Source organism: Sphingomonas baiyangensis (genome assembly GCF_005144715.1).
Taxonomy (GTDB): Bacteria; Pseudomonadota; Alphaproteobacteria; order Sphingomonadales; family Sphingomonadaceae; genus Sphingomonas; species Sphingomonas baiyangensis.
Genome location: NZ_SWKR01000002.1, coordinates 2045537 through 2062804, shown reverse-complemented (window position 1 = coordinate 2062804; position 17268 = coordinate 2045537). Strand labels below are relative to the sequence as shown.

The 17268-nt window shown below is 68.1% G+C and carries 16 protein-coding genes; 9 read left to right on the top strand and 7 right to left on the bottom strand.

What is annotated here, in order from left to right:
• Positions 1-78 precede the first annotated feature (78 nt).
• Complete coding sequence (locus tag FBR43_RS13295; protein WP_136943558.1) at positions 79-276, top strand: hypothetical protein; 198 nt, start codon at positions 79-81, stop codon at positions 274-276.
• A gap of 25 nt (positions 277-301) precedes the next feature.
• On the opposite strand, the gene FBR43_RS13290 is transcribed toward FBR43_RS13295, so the two are convergent.
• Entirely contained in the window at positions 302-1678 is a 1377-nt protein-coding gene (locus tag FBR43_RS13290; RefSeq protein WP_136943557.1) for an FAD/NAD(P)-binding protein, read from the bottom strand.
• 139 nt (positions 1679-1817) lie between these two features.
• Here FBR43_RS13290 and FBR43_RS13285 point away from each other — a divergent pair, with 139 nt between their 5' ends.
• The 6 genes from FBR43_RS13285 (at position 1818) to FBR43_RS13260 (ending at position 7840) form a co-directional block, all read left to right on the top strand.
• The gene (locus FBR43_RS13285) at positions 1818-2579 is read left to right on the top strand and encodes an SIMPL domain-containing protein (protein ID WP_136943556.1); all 762 of its coding nucleotides are present in this window, start codon (positions 1818-1820) and stop codon (positions 2577-2579) included.
• A 66-nt stretch (positions 2580-2645) separates the two neighbouring features.
• Positions 2646-3233 carry a hemerythrin domain-containing protein gene (locus FBR43_RS13280; RefSeq protein WP_136943555.1) on the top strand — a complete coding sequence of 196 codons (588 nt, stop codon included), beginning with the start codon at positions 2646-2648 and terminating at the stop codon, positions 3231-3233.
• A 51-nt stretch (positions 3234-3284) separates the two neighbouring features.
• Entirely contained in the window at positions 3285-3914 is a 630-nt protein-coding gene (locus FBR43_RS13275; RefSeq protein WP_136943554.1) for a glutathione S-transferase, read from the top strand.
• Between the two features lie 133 nt (positions 3915-4047).
• The gene (locus tag FBR43_RS13270; protein WP_136943553.1) at positions 4048-4668 is read left to right on the top strand and encodes a (2Fe-2S)-binding protein; all 621 of its coding nucleotides are present in this window, start codon (positions 4048-4050) and stop codon (positions 4666-4668) included.
• Complete coding sequence (locus FBR43_RS13265) at positions 4668-5687, top strand: FAD binding domain-containing protein (protein ID WP_136943552.1); 1020 nt, start codon at positions 4668-4670, stop codon at positions 5685-5687. The genes FBR43_RS13270 and FBR43_RS13265 overlap by 1 nt, the downstream gene beginning before the upstream one ends.
• Entirely contained in the window at positions 5684-7840 is a 2157-nt protein-coding gene (locus FBR43_RS13260; RefSeq protein WP_136943551.1) for a xanthine dehydrogenase family protein molybdopterin-binding subunit, read from the top strand. Before FBR43_RS13265 ends, FBR43_RS13260 begins: the two co-directional genes overlap by 4 nt.
• A 66-nt stretch (positions 7841-7906) precedes the next feature.
• Here FBR43_RS13260 and FBR43_RS13255 read toward each other — a convergent pair whose 3' ends face one another.
• The 5 genes from FBR43_RS13255 to FBR43_RS13235 all read right to left on the bottom strand — a co-directional run bounded on the left by FBR43_RS13255 (position 7907) and on the right by FBR43_RS13235 (position 12919).
• A complete protein-coding gene (locus FBR43_RS13255) occupies positions 7907-8605 on the bottom strand; it encodes a glutathione S-transferase family protein (RefSeq protein ID WP_136943550.1) in 699 nt (232 codons plus the stop codon).
• A 216-nt stretch (positions 8606-8821) separates the two neighbouring features.
• Positions 8822-10261, bottom strand: coding sequence for an amino acid permease (locus FBR43_RS13250; RefSeq protein WP_136943549.1), 1440 nt, complete (start codon positions 10259-10261; stop codon positions 8822-8824).
• Between the two features lie 51 nt (positions 10262-10312).
• The gene (locus tag FBR43_RS13245) at positions 10313-10963 is read right to left on the bottom strand and encodes a GntR family transcriptional regulator (RefSeq protein WP_136943548.1); all 651 of its coding nucleotides are present in this window, start codon (positions 10961-10963) and stop codon (positions 10313-10315) included.
• 43 nt (positions 10964-11006) lie between these two features.
• Complete coding sequence (locus FBR43_RS13240; RefSeq protein WP_136943547.1) at positions 11007-12005, bottom strand: 4-hydroxyproline epimerase; 999 nt, start codon at positions 12003-12005, stop codon at positions 11007-11009.
• Positions 12006-12016: 11 nt separating this feature from the next.
• Positions 12017-12919 carry a dihydrodipicolinate synthase family protein gene (locus FBR43_RS13235; RefSeq protein ID WP_394344053.1) on the bottom strand — a complete coding sequence of 301 codons (903 nt, stop codon included), beginning with the start codon at positions 12917-12919 and terminating at the stop codon, positions 12017-12019.
• A gap of 61 nt (positions 12920-12980) precedes the next feature.
• On the opposite strand from FBR43_RS13235, the gene FBR43_RS13230 reads away from it, so the two are divergent.
• On the top strand, positions 12981-14246 hold the full coding sequence (locus FBR43_RS13230) for an NAD(P)/FAD-dependent oxidoreductase (protein WP_249276596.1): 1266 nt from the start codon (positions 12981-12983) through the stop codon (positions 14244-14246).
• Between the two features lie 62 nt (positions 14247-14308).
• Here the strand turns inward: FBR43_RS13230 and FBR43_RS13225 are convergent, their stop codons facing one another.
• On the bottom strand, positions 14309-15325 hold the full coding sequence (locus FBR43_RS13225) for an Ldh family oxidoreductase (RefSeq protein WP_394344036.1): 1017 nt from the start codon (positions 15323-15325) through the stop codon (positions 14309-14311).
• Positions 15326-15430: 105 nt separating this feature from the next.
• Between FBR43_RS13225 and FBR43_RS13220 the strand changes: the two genes are divergently transcribed.
• Positions 15431-17203: a DUF885 domain-containing protein gene (locus FBR43_RS13220; protein ID WP_136943544.1), complete on the top strand. Its 1773-nt coding sequence runs from the start codon at positions 15431-15433 to the stop codon at positions 17201-17203.
• Positions 17204-17268 lie beyond the last annotated feature (65 nt).

Below are 17268 nucleotides of genomic sequence, written 5' to 3'. Positions count from 1 at the left end.
AGATTCCCGTGATCGGGCTTAAACGGACCTCCGCGCCGGCGTTGGCGGTGGAGCGCGACGATCGCTGGGGAAGCGCCTATGAGGGGTTCGGCGAGCGTCCTGATATCGCGACCGCTTACGCTTGCCCGCAGTCGAGGACGCTACCGGCTTGAGGCGTGGGCGGCGAACTTCACCGATCAGCAGGCCTCGCTCAAGGCGCTGGTGGGCTCGTCGCTCAACATCCGCTTCCTCAACGACGCGCAGACCCATGGTGTGCGTGCGCGGGTGAAGTTCTGACCGTTCGGAGCGGGTGGCGGCGGCGTCAAAGGCCCTCGCCGCCCACCCAGTGCGCATTGGCGAGCAGCCGGGCGAGCGACCAGCATTGCACGCGGATGTCGGGGACGGCGACGACTTCCCAATGCGCGCCGCGCGTCATCGGCCCGATCGCGTGGATCGTGGGATGTGGCTCGCCATCGCGCGTGATGACGTGCGTCGCGGCGTCCACATCGATCCCGAGCCGCAGCGCATCGGGGCGGATGAGGCCTGATGCAAGCAACTGCCCGAGCAGCGGTTCGCGCGAACGCAGCAGATCGCCCTGCGGCCCGGTGCAGTTGACGACGCGGCGATAGGTTCGCTCGACCAGCGCGTTGCCGCCGCGCGGCCGGTATGCGACGCGCAAGCTCCGCCCCTCGGGCGAAGCCGACACCAGCTTGCCGGCGACGAAGGCAAGGCGGCGCTCCGCGACCAGCGCGTCGAGCCGTTGCGCGATCGACGGGGCGAGGCGGTGGCGATGGACGTCCCAATAGGGCCGCAGGTGCCGCAGGAAGCGCTGGCGCGTCGCGATATCGGCGCCCGACCACATCAGCTGCGTCACGGGCCGCAACGCATCGACCGCGCCGCGCCATCCGCTTGCCTCGGTTCGCGCGCGCACTGCTGCGACCAGCCGCGAAAGCCGGCGCGCGGGCTTCTCGGAGAGCGGATCGATGGGGGGCTGCGCATCGTCATGCGCGCGCGGCCGCAAGCCCCGCCGCGACATGGCGGTGATCCTCCCCGCAAAACCGCGCCGCTCAAGCAACAGCGCTGCGTCGATCGCGGTCAGTCCAGTGCCGAGGAGGAGCACCTCGTCGTCCGCCGTCAGCCGTTCGGCGATGTCGGCGGACCAGGGGTCGTCGCAATAGAGGTCGTCCGGCAATGCGTCGACGTCGATGCCCGGCGGCGCGTGCGGCGGCAGGTTGCCGAGGGCAAGCACGGCACGATCGAAGACGGCGGCGCTACCGTCGGCGAGGCGCGCCTCGATCGTGCCGGCGGCGTATTCCAGCGCTACCACTTCGCCGTCGACCAGCGTGAGACGATCGCCCGCCGACCGTCGCGCCGTCTCGAGCAGTTCGCGCAGATAGCGGCCATAGGTCGTGCGCCGGACGAAGCTGCGCGCATCGCCAAGGTCATGCAGTGCGAGCCAGCGGACGAAATGGTCGCGGTCGTCGGGGAACGCGCTCATGTTGCCGGCGCGAACATTGAGCAGATGGCTGTCATCGGCTGCGCTGTACGCAACGCCGCGGGCAACCTGCGCACGCCGCCGCTCGACCAGCGTCACGCGCGGGCCGCCGTGCCGCAGCAGGTTGATGGCAAGCAGCGTTCCCGAGAACCCGGCACCGACGATGAGGAGATGCTCGGCAGGCAGCGAAGCGTTTCTGTGCATCGGAAATACCGATAGGCGTTTGCGGCGATAAAGATAGCGCCGGGATGGTTAGCAGCGCGGTTTGGCGGATGGCGCGGCCAAGTTGCGCATAAACAACGCAAATGTCATCACGAGCGGACCCGGTTCGAGGAGGTCTTTCATGGCTGTATTGCATCGCCTGCCAGTGTTGTTGGCTCCGCTCGCGCTTGCCGCGTGCGGCGAGGGCGCTGCCGATCCGCGCGGGATCGACAGGAGCGAGACGTTGCTGTCGGTGAGCGCGAGCGGCCAGGCCGAAGCGCGGCCCGATCGCGCCCAGTTTCAGGCCGGCATCGAAACCCGCGCCGGCACGGCGCGCGGGGCGAGCGTCGCCAACGGGGAGAAGATCGCCGAGATCGTCGCCGCGCTGCGGACACTCGGTGTCGACGAGCGCGATATCCAGACGCGGACGGTGAACGTCCAGCGCATCGACTATGGGCCGCAGCGCGGCCAGTTCCAGGCCGCCAACGTCGTCGAGGTCACCATGCGCCAACCCGCAAAGGCAGGCGACGCGGTCGCCGCCGTGACCGAGGCGGGAGCCAACATCGTCAGCGGGCCCAATCTGTCGATGACCGATCCCGAGGCGACCGCCAATCTCGCTTATGCCGATGCCTACAGGGCGGCGCGCGCGCGGGCGGAGGCCTATGCCGAGGCGGCGGGCATGGAGGTCGGCCGCGTGCTCTATATCCGCGACGCAGGCGGGATGCAGGGACAGACCTATCTGCGCGGTGCCGAGAGGATCGAGCAGGGCGGGGGCGACGCGCGTGTCACCGCGCAGGCCGCGCCGGTCGCAGCCCCGCCGCCCGTGGCCGCGCCGGGCATGATGGTCGGCACGTCACGCTCGGACGTCTATATCCAGGTCGATTTCGCGCTTCGCGGCAAATAGCGCCGGGCCGGTCAGCGGCTGCATTTGCGATACGCGCGCCGCGAGCCGCCTGTTATACCGTGGCCGATGAAGCAAGCAGTGCCGGCATCCGATCTTCTGGGCGAACGCGTGGGCGTCTCCGACGATATCGCCGTCCTGCGCCGCCAGTATCCGCGTGACGGGTGGCGCACGCATGCGAGCTTCGGTCAGCTCGCCGATTTCTGGCTGGGCGTACACGCCGCCCTTCGTCACGAAGGCGACGAGGTGTCGCGAGTAGTCGATGCGTTTCGTGAGCGCCGCATCGATGCCGCCGCGTTCCGCCGCGCCTTCGTCCCACGGCTCAACGGGTTCCTCCAGCATCTCGACCAGCATCACCGCATCGAGGACCACGCCTATTTCCCCAAGTTCCGGCAGCTCGACCCGAAGCTCGTCGCGGGCTTCGATCTGCTCGAGGCGGACCATGCGCTGATCCAGGAGCGGCTCGTCGCCACCGTCGATCACGCGCGAAAGCTGCTCGAAGCGACGGCGGCGCCCGGCGTCGACTGTCGCGGCGCGGTCGATGGCTATGTCGGCGCGGCGGGGACGCTGATCGATCTGCTCCAGCGCCATCTGGACGACGAGGAGGATCTGGTCATCCCGGCGCTGCTGCATCATGGTGAGCGACCGCTGCTCTAGGGTTCAGGACCGGCGGTGGCACTGGCTCGCCCGCGGGCCTATCGTGCTGCGATGCGCCTTCCCGTCCTCTACTCGTTCCGCCGCTGCCCTTATGCGATCCGCGCGCGGCTGGCGCTCCTGTCGAGCGGAACGGTCAGCGTCATCCGCGAAGTAAAGCTTGCGGCGAAACCCGCCGAACTGCTTGCGGCATCGCCCAAGGCGACAGTGCCGGTGCTGGTGCTCCCCGACGGCCGCGTGATCGACGAGAGCCTCGACATCGTGCGCTGGTCGCTTGCGCTGAGCGATCCCGAACACTGGCTCGATCATGACGGCGATCGGCTGATCGAAGTCAACGACACGCGGTTCAAATATCACCTCGACCGGACCAAATATCCCGATCGCCACGGCAGCGACCCTGCCGTCGATCGGGCGGCCTGCATCGACCTGCTGCGCCCGCTCGACGCCAGTCTGGCACAGGCCCCTTATCTGTGCGGCGCCGCGATGCGCCTGCCCGACGCCGCCATCATGCCCTTCGTTAGACAGTTCGCCGCCATCGACCGCGCCTGGTTCGACGCGCAACATCTGCCGCATCTGCGCGACTGGCTCGACCGGCTGACGGCCTCCGATCGCTTCGATGCCGCGATGGTGCGGCTGCCGCCCTGGCAAATGGGCGATTCCGAAACCCGCTTTCCCCCGCAATGACGCGCATGATCTTCGCGGCAGCATCCGCGCCCTTGCTATCGCGCCGGCGATGGGGAACGATGATCGCACGCGAACTTGCAGCGCATACGAGCCGATCCATTCTGAATCGGCACGACGACCGGGAACCGGCACGATGAACGAAGAAGAAGGTGGCGCACCCGCAGGCGTCACGCGGCGCACGGCGATCGGCGGGACAGTGGCAGTGGGATCGGCGCTGTTGCTGCTCGATGCCGAGAGGGTCGAAGCCACCGTGCAGTCTTCGCCGCCACCGCGAGCGGGCGCGACGCTGGCCATCCGGCCGATCGTCAACGGGCGTGCGGCGCCGGTCACGATCGATCCGCGCACCTCGCTGCTCGATCTGCTGCGCGAGCGGCTGGGGCTCACCGGCGCCAAGAAAGGCTGCGATCATGGCCAGTGCGGTGCCTGTACGGTGCATGTAGACGGGCGGCGCGTCGCTTCATGCCTGACGCTGGCGGCGAAAACCGACGGTCGTGAAGTGACCACGATCGAGGGATTGGCCGAGGGCGACGCACTGCACCCGATGCAGCAGGCGTTCATCGATCACGACGCGCTGCAATGCGGCTATTGCACGCCCGGCCAGATCATGGCGGCGGTCGCCTGCGTGCGCGAGGGCAACGCCACCGATCGTCCGACGATCCGCGAATATATGAGCGGCAACATCTGTCGCTGCGGCGCCTATGCCGGGATCGTCGCGGCGATCGAGGACGTGGCGAAGAAGGGAAGGCGGGTCTGATGCGCAGCTTCGGCTATACCCGCCCCGACAGCGCGCAAGCTGCCGTCGCGGCCTTCGCCGCTGCCGGCGAAGGCGCGCGCTATATCGCCGGGGGCACCACGCTCTACGATCTGATGAAGCTCGACATCGAGCGGCCGGCACATCTGATCGACGTGACCGCGATCCGCGGGCTCGACGCGATCGAGACCGGCGGCGATCGGCTGCGCTTCGGCGCGCTGGCGCCGATGAGCGAGGTCGCGACCAACCGAACGGTGCTGCGCGACTATCCCGTGCTGGCCGAATCGCTGGCGAAGGCCGCGTCGCAGCAGTTGCGCAACATGGCGACGGTGGGTGGCAATCTGTTCCAGCGCACGCGCTGCCTGTATTTCCGCAATGGTGCTGGCGGCACGTCGGCAGGAACGACCTATCCGTGCAACAAGCGCGAGCCGGGATCGGGCTGCGCGGCGATCGGCGGGCTCGATCGGGGTCAGGCGGTGCTGGGCCAGAGCGCTTCGTGCACCGCGGTATCGCCCGGCGACTGGCCGATCGCGCTGGTCGCGCTCGATGCCTATGTCGAGATACTGGGCGCCGCCGGCACGCGCTCGCTGCCCGTTGCCGAACTCTACCGCCTGCCCGGCAACACGCCGCACCTCGAATTCACGCTCGCGCCCGACGAGATCGTGACCGCGATCGTCGTGCCCAAGACGCGCGCGGGGCGCCGATCGGCCTATCACAAGATCCGCGACCGTGAGAGCTATGCGTTCGCGCTCGCCTCGGCGGCGGTCGCGCTCGACATGGACAACGATACCGTGCGGCAGGCACGCATTGCGCTCGGTGGGGTCGCGACGCGGCCATGGCGCGCAACGGCGGCCGAAGCCGCGCTCGCCGGCCAGCGCCTCACGCCCGATACCGCCGCAGCCGCCGGCCGCGCGGCGCTTACCGGCGCGGTGCCGGGCAGGCATAACGGCTTCAAGATCGATCTGGCCCAGCGCACCGTCGCCGACGCGTTGCTGATCGCCGCGAAGAGGACCACCGCATGACCAGCGCGCCTTTCCCCGATCGCCCGCGCGTCGACGCGCGCGAAAAAGTGCTCGGTCAGGCGCAGTACGCCGCCGACGTGGCGGTGCCGGGCCTGTTGTACGCGATGCTGGTGCCTGCGACGATCGCCAAGGGCAGCGTGCGATCAGTGCCGGTCGATGCGGCGATGCGCGTTGCGGGCGTGGTGCGCGTGCTGACCGCCAGCGACTTTCCGCCACCGCCCGCGGGTGGGGCCGGCGGACCGCCGCCACCGCCGACGATCACCGACCAGATCGCCTATCGCGGCCAGCCCGTCGCGCTCGTGGTCGCCGAGACGCTCGAGGCCGCGATCGAGGGCGCCGAGGCGATCCGCCCGACCTATGCGGCAATGGCCTTCGTGGCGACGATCGAGGGCGACGGTGTCGAGCCGCAGCCGGTCGAGCCGTCGACGGGCGGCGATGCCGATGCGGCGATGGCGCGCGCCGTCACGCGCCACGAGGCCGAATATGTCAGCCCCGCGCAGCACCACAACCCGATCGAGATGCTCTCGACCACGGCGGTGTGGGAAGGCGGCGTGCTGACGGTGTACGAAGGTACGCAGGGCAGCAACATGGCCAAGGGCGCGCTGATGCGCACGCTGCGCCTTTCGGCCGATCAGGTCGTGGTAAAGAGCCCGCAGATCGGCGGCGGCTTCGGCCAGAAGGGCGGCGCACAGCGCCAGACGGCGATCGTCGCGCGCGCGGCGATGCTGCTCGGTCGCCCGGTCAAGCTCGTGGTGCCGCGCGGGCAGATCTTCCACAATGCGACCTTTCGGCCCAAGAACCGCCACCGCATCGAGATCGGCGCCGACGCCGAAGGCCGCATGATCGCGGTGCGCTACGATGCCGACCAGCAGCAGTCGCGCCAGGGCCAGTTCCCGCCCGCCTATCATGAATCGCCGCCGATGATGTACGGCATTGCCGACTATCACGGGACGGCGGCGAACCTTCGCATCGATACGCAGGCGCCCGGCTATATGCGCGCGCCGACGCCGCACCCCTCGTCGTTCGCGTTCGACAGCGCGGTCGACGAGATGGCGGTGAAGCTGGGTATCGACCCGCTGGCCTTTCGCCTGAAGCATCGCGCGACGCGCGATCCGATCGACGACAAGCCCTTTTCGACGCATTTCCTCCACGAGTGCCTCACCGAGGGTGCGCGCCGTTTCGGTTGGGACAAGCGACCGCTCGCGGCGGGCGCGACGGTGCGGCCCGACGGTACGCAAGTCGGCTGGGGCGTTGGCTGCGGCGCCTATCCCGCCAACGTCCATCCGACGATCGCGACGCTGCGCATTGGCGCCGACGGCACGACGCGGTTCGCCGCTGCCGGGCACGAGATGGGGCAGGGCATCCGCTCGACGATCGAGCAGGTGCTGGTGCGCGAACTCGCGATCGATCCGGCGGGGCTCGAGATCGCGATCGGTGATACCTCGGTCGCGCCGCAGCATGTCACTGCCGGCTCTTGGGGCACCGCGAGCGCGGTGATCGCCGCCGAGCGCGCAGCCGCCAGCGCCAAGGCGGCGATGGCCGATCTGCTGGCGGGTCGCACGCCGCCAGCGGGCAATCTGCACCGCCAGCTTGCGACGGTGCGCCGCCCCTCGATCCAGGTCGAGGTGACGACGACGGGGCCGGGGCAGGGCGCGAAGGAGGTCGAACGGCTGCGGCAGGGCGGGATGGCCGTATCCGGCCCGGTCTATCCGCAGTTCACCAGCTTCAGCTACATCGCGCATTTCGTCGAGGTGCATGTCGAGCCGCGCACGCGCCGCATCCGCGTGCCGCGCGTGGTCAGCGTTGCCGATTGCGGCCGCGTCATCTCGCCGCGCACTGCCGCGAGCCAGGTGCGCGGCGGCGTCGTCTGGGCGATCAGCGCCTGCCTGCGCGAGGCGACCGAGGTCGACCCGCGCTATGGGGGATGGCTCAACAACGATCTTGCCGATTATGTCGTCGCGGTGAATGCCGATATCGGCGAGATCGACGTCGCGTTCGTCGACCAGCCCGACAACATGTTCAATGCGCTCGGCGCGAAAGGTCTGGGCGAGGTGGCGATGACCGGCTGCGCCGCCGCGGTCGCCAACGCCGTCTATCACGCGACGGGCAAGCGTCTGCGCGAGATGCCGTTTCGTATCGAGAATCTGCTGTAGGATCAGCGCAGCGGTGATGCGCGGTCGGGGAGCCCATTAGCGGGGTACCTGGCCTCGCGCGAACTTCTAGCCCTGGCGGGGCTCGGGTGAGAAGATCTGCGGATAGAGGTTGCGCATCGCCTGTTCGTCGAACTCGCTCTTGAAGCTGTGTCTGCGCTCGATGTCCCGCGCCCTTGCAGCCGCGGGGCGGGCGTCCACTTCCTTCATGAGACGGGCGATATTGGGGAACTCGTCCATCGCGTTCTCGTCGGCCAGCATGGCAGGAATCCGCGCCGCCCAACCCCAGACGGCCATGTCGACGATCGAGTAGTCGGCGCCCACCATGTAGCCCGTTTGCGCCAGCCGCTCGTCGACGATGCGCCAGTGGCGGCGCGCCTCATAGTCGTAGCGCTTGATCGGGTACGGCAGCCGTTCCGGAGCGAAGAGGCGAAAATGGACACACTGGCCCGAATAGGGGCCGACACCGGTGGCAACGAACATCAGCCACGAGAGCAGTTGCGCGCGCATCTGGGGGGAGTCGTCCGGCACAAATTTACGATGCTTGTCGGCGAGATAGAGAAGGATTGCATTGCTATCGAAGAGCACGGCCTCGCCATCGATCAGCGCCGGGACCTTCCCGTTCGGATTGATCGCGCGAAACCACTCACTATGCTGTTCGCCGATCTTGGTATCGACCGGGATCGCCTCATATTCCAGGCCCAGTTCTTCGAGAAAAAGCGCCACCTTCATCGGGTTGGGCGCCATGTTGTAGAAGAACCTGATCATTGGCGTCTTCTCCGATCGGCGTACCTTACCGCCACGTGTTGGCCTCCGTCGTCGGTCCGGCCGAGCACGGCTCGGCGAGCGCATCAATCCTGCCGAACGGTCGCGACGAAGTGCCTTCGGGTAATGGCTCCCGGCGACCCGAATGTCATTCCAGAATGCAGTGCAGCCGCCGCAATCCTTGTTGCGCAGACGCGACCTGCGACGCCATAGCCCAGACTAGCCGGCGGCGCCTTCGGTCTGACCAGGCTCGGTCCGGAGCTTGCTGCGGCGGCGGCCATAGGCAAGGTAGAAGGCTACCCCGATCACGTTCCAGGCGGCGAAGCGTACCAGCGTCGCCGTCGGCAGGCTGAACAGCAGATAGAGGCATCCGACGATCGCCAGCGTGCCGATGAGGTTGGGCGCCGGACATGCGAAGATGCGCGGCATCTCGGGCGCGCGGCGGCGCAGGATCATCATGCACGCCGCCACCGCGATGAACGCGATGAGCGTGCCCGCATTTGCAAGCTCGGCGATCTCGTCGAGCCGGAAGAACCCTGCGCAGATCGCCACGAAAACGCCGGTGATCGCGGTGATACGCGTCGGTGCCCCGGTTCGCGTGGATACCGTTGCTAGGGCACGCGGCAACAGACCGTCGCGTGCCATCACGAAGAAGATCCGGCTCTGCCCGTACATCATGACGAGAATGACCGACGGCAGCGCGATCAGCGCCGCCAGCGCGATCGCCCATGCGGCGAGCGGGTGGTCGAGCGTGCGCAACACCAGTGCCAGCGGCTCGGCCGAATTGGCGAGCGCGCGGTGATCGAGCGCGCCGACCGCCGACACCGCGACGGCCATGTAGATCAGTGTGCATGCCAGCATCGACCCGATGATGCCGATCGTCAGGTCGCGTCCGGGATTGCGCGCCTCTTCCGCCGAGGTCGCCACCGCGTCGAAGCCGTAAAAGGCGAAGAACACGATCGCCGCCGCCGCCATCACCCCGCGCGTCGTTCCATCGACTTCGCTGCTGGCGAAACCATAGGGCATGAAGGGCTGCATGTTCGCCGCGTCGTATGCGGGCAGCGTCAGCGCGACGAAGGCGGCGAGTGCCACCAGCTTGATGACGACGAGGACGATGTTCAGCGTGGCGCTTTCGCGCGTGCCGAGGATCAGCAGGCCCGCCACCGCGAGCGATACCAGCACCGCCGGCAGGTTGATGAGGCCGCCGGCATGCGGCCCGGTGAGCAGGAGCGCGGGCAGCTCGACACCGGCGGACTGGATCCATCCGACCAGATAGCCCGACCATCCGACCGCCACGGTGCTGCATGCGAGCGAATATTCGAGAATGAGGCTCCAGCCCACGATCCAGCCCAGCGTCTCGCCCGCCACCGAATAGGTATAGGCATAGGCGCCGCCTGCGGTGGGGATCAGCGTAGCCATCTCGGCATAGGCGAGCGCCGCGCAGGCGCATACCGCGCCGGCGATGGCGAAGGCGAGAATGACCGCGGGACCGGCACGGTCGGCACCGACGCCGGTCAGCGTATAGATGCCCGTACCGACTATCGCACCGATGCCCAGTGCGATCAGGTGCGGCCACGACAGCGTCGCGCGCAGCCGGTGTTCGGAGCTGTGCTGATCGCCGCCGATCGGCTTGATCGGTCCCCAGATGCGGGTGCTCACAATCGTCGGTCCCCTTCCTGATCGCGATCCCCGGCAGCCGTTTGGCGCCGGTCAGCCTGCTGCGGCGAGTTGTTGCCGAAGATCGTCCATCGTCTTGCCGATATGGCGTTCGGTCAGCGTGCGAAGTCCGTCGAGATCGCGCGTCAGCCACGCTTCGAGGATATCGCGATGCTCCTCGTTCGCACGATCGTCGCGGCCCAGCGGTTCGAGGTGCTTGCGCACATAGCGCTCGGACAGCACGTGCACGCGCTCGAGGATGCTGACGGTGAGCGCGAGGCGGCTGGGCTTCAGCAGGGCGAGGTGGAAGGCGCGGTTGAACGCGCCCACGCCCTCGCCGCCCTGGTCGGTCACCTGATGGAGCTTGTCGTACAGATCGGACGCCAGCGTGCGCTCGGCATCGGTCGCCTGGCTGGATGCCGCCGCCATCGTATCGGGCTCGAGCCGCATCCGGACGCTGTAGACTTCTTCGGCTTCCTCGCGGCTGAGCGCGCGGACGAAGAAGCCGCGATTGGCCTGCGAACGCAACAACCCTTCCTGCTCGAGGCGCGCCAGTGCCTCGCGCAGCGGAATCTTGCTGATGCCGAGTTCGGCCGCCAGCGCGTCCTGACGAATGGGTTGATCGGGCGGGACCGTGCCGGCCAGCACCCGCTCGCGCACGATGGTGACGAGCTGGTCCGACAGATTGCGGATGACGAGGTTCATGTGCGAAGCCCGGCGCTGATCGCGCGTGCGGACCCATCAGGCATCACAGCACCGAGAATCCCGCAGCGAAGGGATCGGCGTCATCGATATGGATGATGCTGTGCCCCGTCTCGTAGGCGCGCCCTTCAATCGAGGGCACGATGCCGGCACGATCGCCGATCTTCGCTTCGGCCTCGACCCGGCCGACAAATTCGCTCTCGATATAGCTCTGGTGCACGAACCGGTCGCCGACACGCAGCCTGCCTTTTGCATGGAGATGGGCCAGCCGCGCGGAAGTCCCGGTGCCGCATGGGCTGCGGTCGATCGCCTTTTCGCCATAGAAGACGGCGTTCCGGCCGTCGGCGTCGCCGTGGCTCGGCTTGTCGGCCCACAGAACGTGACTGACACCGCGGATAGCCGGGTCTATCGGATGGACGGGCTCGATCGCGTCGCGCAGCATCGCGCGGATCGTCCGGCTCAGCGCCACGATGCGTCCGGCGTCCATCACATCGAGACCGGCATAGGCGCCTTGCGGCTCGACGATCGCATAGAAATTGCCGCCATAGGCGATGTCGACGACGATCGGCCCCAGACCGGGCACGTCGAGCGCGATGCCCTCTTCCGCCAGATAGGCCGGGACGTTGCGGATGCGCACGAAGCTAACGCGGTCGCCCTCGACGCCGTACTCCACTTCGATCAGCCCGGCCGGCACCTCGATCCGCAAATGGCCCGGCGTCGCGGGCCGGATCAGGCCGTTCTGAAGGCCGAAGGTCACGATGCCGATCGTCCCGTGCCCGCACATCGGCAGGCAGCCGCTCGTCTCGATGAACAGGATGCCGATATCGGCATCGGCGCGGGTCGGCGGATAGAGAAACCCGCCCGACATCATGTCGTGCCCGCGCGGCTCGAAGCACAGGCCGGTGCGGATCCAGTCGAACCGCTCGAGGAAATCGGCGCGCCGCTCGGCCATCGACGCGCCCCGCAGCAGGGGCGCACCCCCCGCGACCAGGCGAACCGGATTGCCTGCCGTATGGCCGTCAATACAGAAGAACAGGTTGCGCATCGTCCGCCGGCTCAGGCGGCGATCGCCAGGCTGGGCTGGGTCGCGGCGCACGTCTCGACCCAGCGGATCACGTCGGCGCGGCGCTGCCCTTCGAGCGGCATGCGCGGCATGCGGACGCGCTCCGACCCGCGCCCCATGATCTCCTCGGCCAATTTGATCGACTGGACCAGATCATGCTCGGCATCGAGGTGCAGCAGCGGCATGAACCAGCGATAGATCCGCACCGCCTCGGCGATGTCGCCGCTGGCGAGCGCGGCGACCAGCGCCACCGATTCACGCGGAAAGGCACTCGTCAGGCCCGAAATCCAGCCATGCGCGCCGAGCAGCAGCCCTTCGAGCGCCACGTCGTCGAGCCCTGCCATCAACACATATCGGTCGCCGAACGCGTTGATGAGGTCGGTGAAGCGGCGCGGATCGGGCGCGCTTTCCTTGATCGCGACGATGTTGTCGGTCGCCGACAGCCGATCGAGCGCTTCGATACCGATGTTCACGCGATAGGCGGGCGGATTGTTATAGAGCATGACGGGCAGCGACGTCGCCTGCGCCACGGTTTCGAAATGGGTGCACAGTTCGCCGACGGTGGGCACATAGACCATCGCGGGCAGGACCATCAGCCCATCGGCACCGATCCGCTCGGCATCCCTGGCGAACGCGGCGGCACGGGGGGTCGTCATTTCGGACACGCCGACCAAGATCGGCACGCGCCCTGCGACGACCTCGACCGCGGCGGCCAGCAGCGACCTTTTCTCTTCCGGCTCGAGCGAGTTGTTCTCGCCGCAGGTGCCGAGCGCGATCAATCCGTCGACGCCGTCGACGACGAGCGCATCGAGCGTCTTCTGGCTCGCATCGATATCGACCGAGAGATCCGGCGCGAATTGCGTCGTCGCTGCGGGATAGACTCCGCGCCACGTCAGGTTGGCAACACCCACTCACGCCTCCATTGCGCTTAATGTTCGTATACCGTATATTCTGCGAGTGGCAGGATCAAGTGGAAACAGCGCGTCGGGCGACGCGGTCATTGGCGGCGGCGTGATCGGTTTCGCCATCGCGCTTGCGATGCAGCGAGGCGGCCGGCGGGTTACGCTGATCGAGGCGGACGACGTGCCGCGGGGGGCATCCTACGGGAATGCCGGGCACATCGCGGTCGAACAGGTCGCGCCGCTCGCCTCCGTCGCGACGCTGCGCAACGCCGCGCAACGCCTGTTCGTTCGCGGCGGCGCCCTGTCGCTTCCGCCACGCGCGATCCGCGACTGGCTGCCTTTCGCGCTTCGCTTTGCCCGCGCCTCGACCCCGGCGCGCTTCGCCAGCGGGCGGGCGGCACTTGGCGACCTGCTGGGCGACGCGATCCCGGCATGGGAGCGGCTGCTGCACGCGGTCGATGCGCCGCATCTCCTGCGCGCCGAAGGGCATCTGATCGCCTGGGAAAGTCCCGCGACCGCCGCGATCGGGCGGGCCGTGTGGATGGAGGCCGATACCGGCACCGCGCGGGTCCGTGACGCCGACGGCGCCGATATCCGTTTGCTCCGCGCGCTGACCGGCGACCGCGTGATCGACGCGGTGCGGGTCGACGGTAGCGCGCAGATCGCCGACATTTCTGCTTTGCTCGAGCGCCTGCGCGCCGCGTTCGTCGCAGCCGGCGGCACGTTGGTGCGGCACAAGGCGCGTTCGCTCGTGCCGCAGCCCGGCGGCATCGCGGTCGACGCCGTGGGGATGTTCGGGAACGTCATCGTCGCGGCCGGCGTCGCGTCCGGCGGACTGTTGCGGCCGCTGGGCTACCGCGTCCCGATCATTGCCGAGCGCGGCTACCACCTTCAGGCGCCCGTCGCCGCGTCCGCATGGCCGACGGAGACGCCGCCGATCGTGTTCGAGGATCGTTCGATGATTGTCACGCGGTTCGCCGGCGGGCTTCGCGCGGCCAGCTTCATCGAGTTCACGCGCGCCGACGCGCGCCCCGATCCGCGCAAGTGGCGGCGACTGCACGACCACGCCGCGGCGCTCGGCCTGCCGATCGGCGAGGATGCGGAGCGATGGGTAGGCGCGCGCCCCACGCTGCCCGACTATCTGCCCGCGATTGGGCGCAGCGAACGGCACCCCGGGCTCTACTATGCCTTCGGCCACCAGCATCTGGGCCTGACGCTGGCGGCGGTAACGGGCGAGCGCGTTGCCGCGATGCTGCGCGGCGAACGCGCCGATGCGCGGTTCGCTCTGGCGCGGTTCGGGGGAAGGCGCGGGTTGGGATAGGGCGGCGCCGAACGGCTTGCTGCCGCTGCTTCAACGCGCAGCCCGTGCCCGAAGGGTCATGCCTAAAGCGCCAGCAGCGCGTCGTAGAGTTCGGTCGGAACGACGATACCGTCGTGCACCGTCTCGCGCCGGGCCGCGAAGCGGCGCGCCGACGGCAGGCGGGCGCCCTGTCCCTCGATGGCGTCGAACAACGCTTCGGCACGCGCGATATGTCCGGCTGCCGCGTCACCCAGAATGCCGGCGGGATCGATCGCGATCACGAGCTCGCCACCATAGGGCGAGGCCAGCGCGCCTGCGTCGTGCGCCAGCGATTCGGCGCTGGTCAGGCTGCCGATCATCGGCCCCGCGATCAGCTCGATCATCGTCGACAATGCCGAGCCCTTGTGCCCGCCGAAGGTGAGCAATGCGCCGGCTAGCCCGGCGGCGGCATCGGTGGTGGGATCGCCGTTACGATCGACCGCCCAACCCTCCGGGATCGGTTTGCCGGCCCGGCGATGCAGTTCGATCTCGCCGCGTGCCACGGCACTTGTCGCGAAATCGAACACGAACGGATCGGCCTCGGGCCGGGGCCAGCCGAACGCGAGCGGGTTGGTGCCGAACACCGGTATCCGCCCGCCGGCCGGCGCGACCCAGGCATGGCTGGGGGTGCAGGCGATGGCGACTAGACCGTGGGCGGTCAGCGCCTCGATCTCGGGCCACAATGCCGCGAAATGGACGCAGCGGCCGATCGCAAGCGCCGCGATGCCGTTCGCGCGCGCTGCCTCGACCAGCGGCGGAAGGCCCGTTCGGAAGGCAAGCTGGGCGAAGCCGCCATCGGCGTCGACGCACACGATTCCGGCGGCGGATGGCTCAAGGCGCGGCTCGGCGACGGGGTTCACCTTGCCCGTCTTCAGCGAGTGGACGCAGTTGGTCAGGCGATAGACGCCGTGCGCCGCGCAACGATCGCGTTCGCCGGCGACAATCGTCTCCGCCACCGCCGCGACATGATCGGCGCGCAGGCCGTGCCGCAGCAGCGTCGCAGTCGTCAGCGCACGCACTTCGTCGAGCGACAATCGTACGCCGTCGACGGTTCGTTTCATGACCATCCCCTTCAGACTTGAACAGCATCGCGTATCGTATACGGTATCTGGATATCAAGTCCGTGGCGCCGCTGTTGCGCGCCCCGCCTTTGCCCGGAGCCTCGCATGATCCGCGCCCGCTTTCTGATCGCCGCCCTGCTGCTCGGCGGCACGTCGCCAATTGCGGTAGCGGGGCAACAGACGGCCGCTGGTGCCGCGGCCCCCGCCGCCGATCCACGCCTCAAGGCGCTCTACGACGCCGAATGGGCGTTTCGCGAAAGGGAGTTCGCGCGGCTGCCCGGTTCGCAGCGCGGCGAGGCGACGGGCAGCGATCATCTGCCCAGCGTGACCCCGGCCGCGCAACAGCGCCGCGCCGCCTATTGGTCCGACATGCTGGCCAAGGTCGACGCCATCCCGGTCGAGGGTCTGTCGAACGAGGATCGGATGAACCACGCGGTGTTCCGGACCTGGCTTTGGCAAGAGATCAACAATATCGAGTACCGGACCTACGAGGCGCCGTTCAATTCGGACACCTTCTTCTGGACCGGCCTGAACCCCCGCTCGCCATTCGCGCGCGCCGACGACTATCAGCGCTATCTGGGTCGGATGCGCGACATTCCGCGCTATTTCGACGAGCAGATCGCCAATATGCGCGCGGGGCTGAAGCGCGGCTATACGGTGCCGCGCGTATCGATCGAGAATCGCGACAAGACGATCGAACCGTTCACCGCAGCGGGCGCTTCTAATCCGTTCCACAAGGCGTTCGACGCGATGCCGGCGACGATCCCCGCCGCCCGCCGGCAGGCGCTCCGGGCCGAGGCCGAGGCGGTGATCCGCGACAGCGTGGCGCCCGCCTATACCAGGCTGCTGCGCTTCATGCGCGAGGAATACATGCCCGGCGCGCGCACGACGATCGATGCCTATTCGCTGCCGAACGGGCGTGCCTTCTATCAGGACCGCATCCGCGAATTCACGACGCTCGACCTGACTGCCGACCAGATCCACGCGATCGGGCTGAAGGAAGTGGCGCGCATCGACGCCGACATGCAGGCGACGATGAAGGAGGCGGGATTTCAGGGGAGCTTTCCCGAGTTCCTGAACTTCCTGCGCACCGATCCGCAATTCTATGCCCGGTCGCCCAAGGAGCTGCTGTCGCTGTCGGCCTATGTCGTGAAAAAGATGGACGGCAAGCTCAAGGACAATTTCGAGACGCTGCCGCGCTATCGCTTCACGATCCTGCCCGTGCCCGACGAGCTCGCGCCGATCTACACCTCGGGCCGTGGCGGGCTCGATAGCTGTCTGATGAACACCTATGCGCTGCCGTCGCGCCCGCTCTATTCGATCCCGGCGTTGACGCTGCACGAATGCAATCCGGGCCACAGTTTCCAGGCGGCAGTCGCGCTCGAGGCGCCGTTACGGCCCCCGTTCCGGCAGGAAACCTATTTCTCGGGCTATGGCGAGGGTTGGGGTCTCTATACCGAATGGCTGGGCAAGGAACTCGGCATCTATGAGGGGCCGTACGAGGAGTTCGGCCGCCAGACGTTCGAGATGTGGCGCGCCGCCCGCCTCGTCGTCGATACCGGCATCCATACCAGGGGCTGGACGCGCCAGCAGGCGATCGACTATTTCGCGAAGCACACCGCACTCGCGCCGCTCGACATCGCCAACGAGGTCGATCGCTACATCGCCTGGCCGGCACAGGCGCTGGCCTACAAGCTGGGCGAATTGTCGATGCGCCGAATGCGCGCCAAGGCCGAGGCGGAGCTTGGCGATCGCTTCGATCCCGCGCCCTTCCACAGCGCAATCCTCGACATGGGATCGGTGCCGCTGCCCACGTTCGAGGATCAGATGGAGCGCTTCATCGCGGCTGAGAAGGCGAGCGCCCGCGCGGCGAACTGATGCGCGGGGCGTACGTGCGCAGCGGGTATCGTTGCACGGCCTCGTGCAGCAAACGCACGAATGCG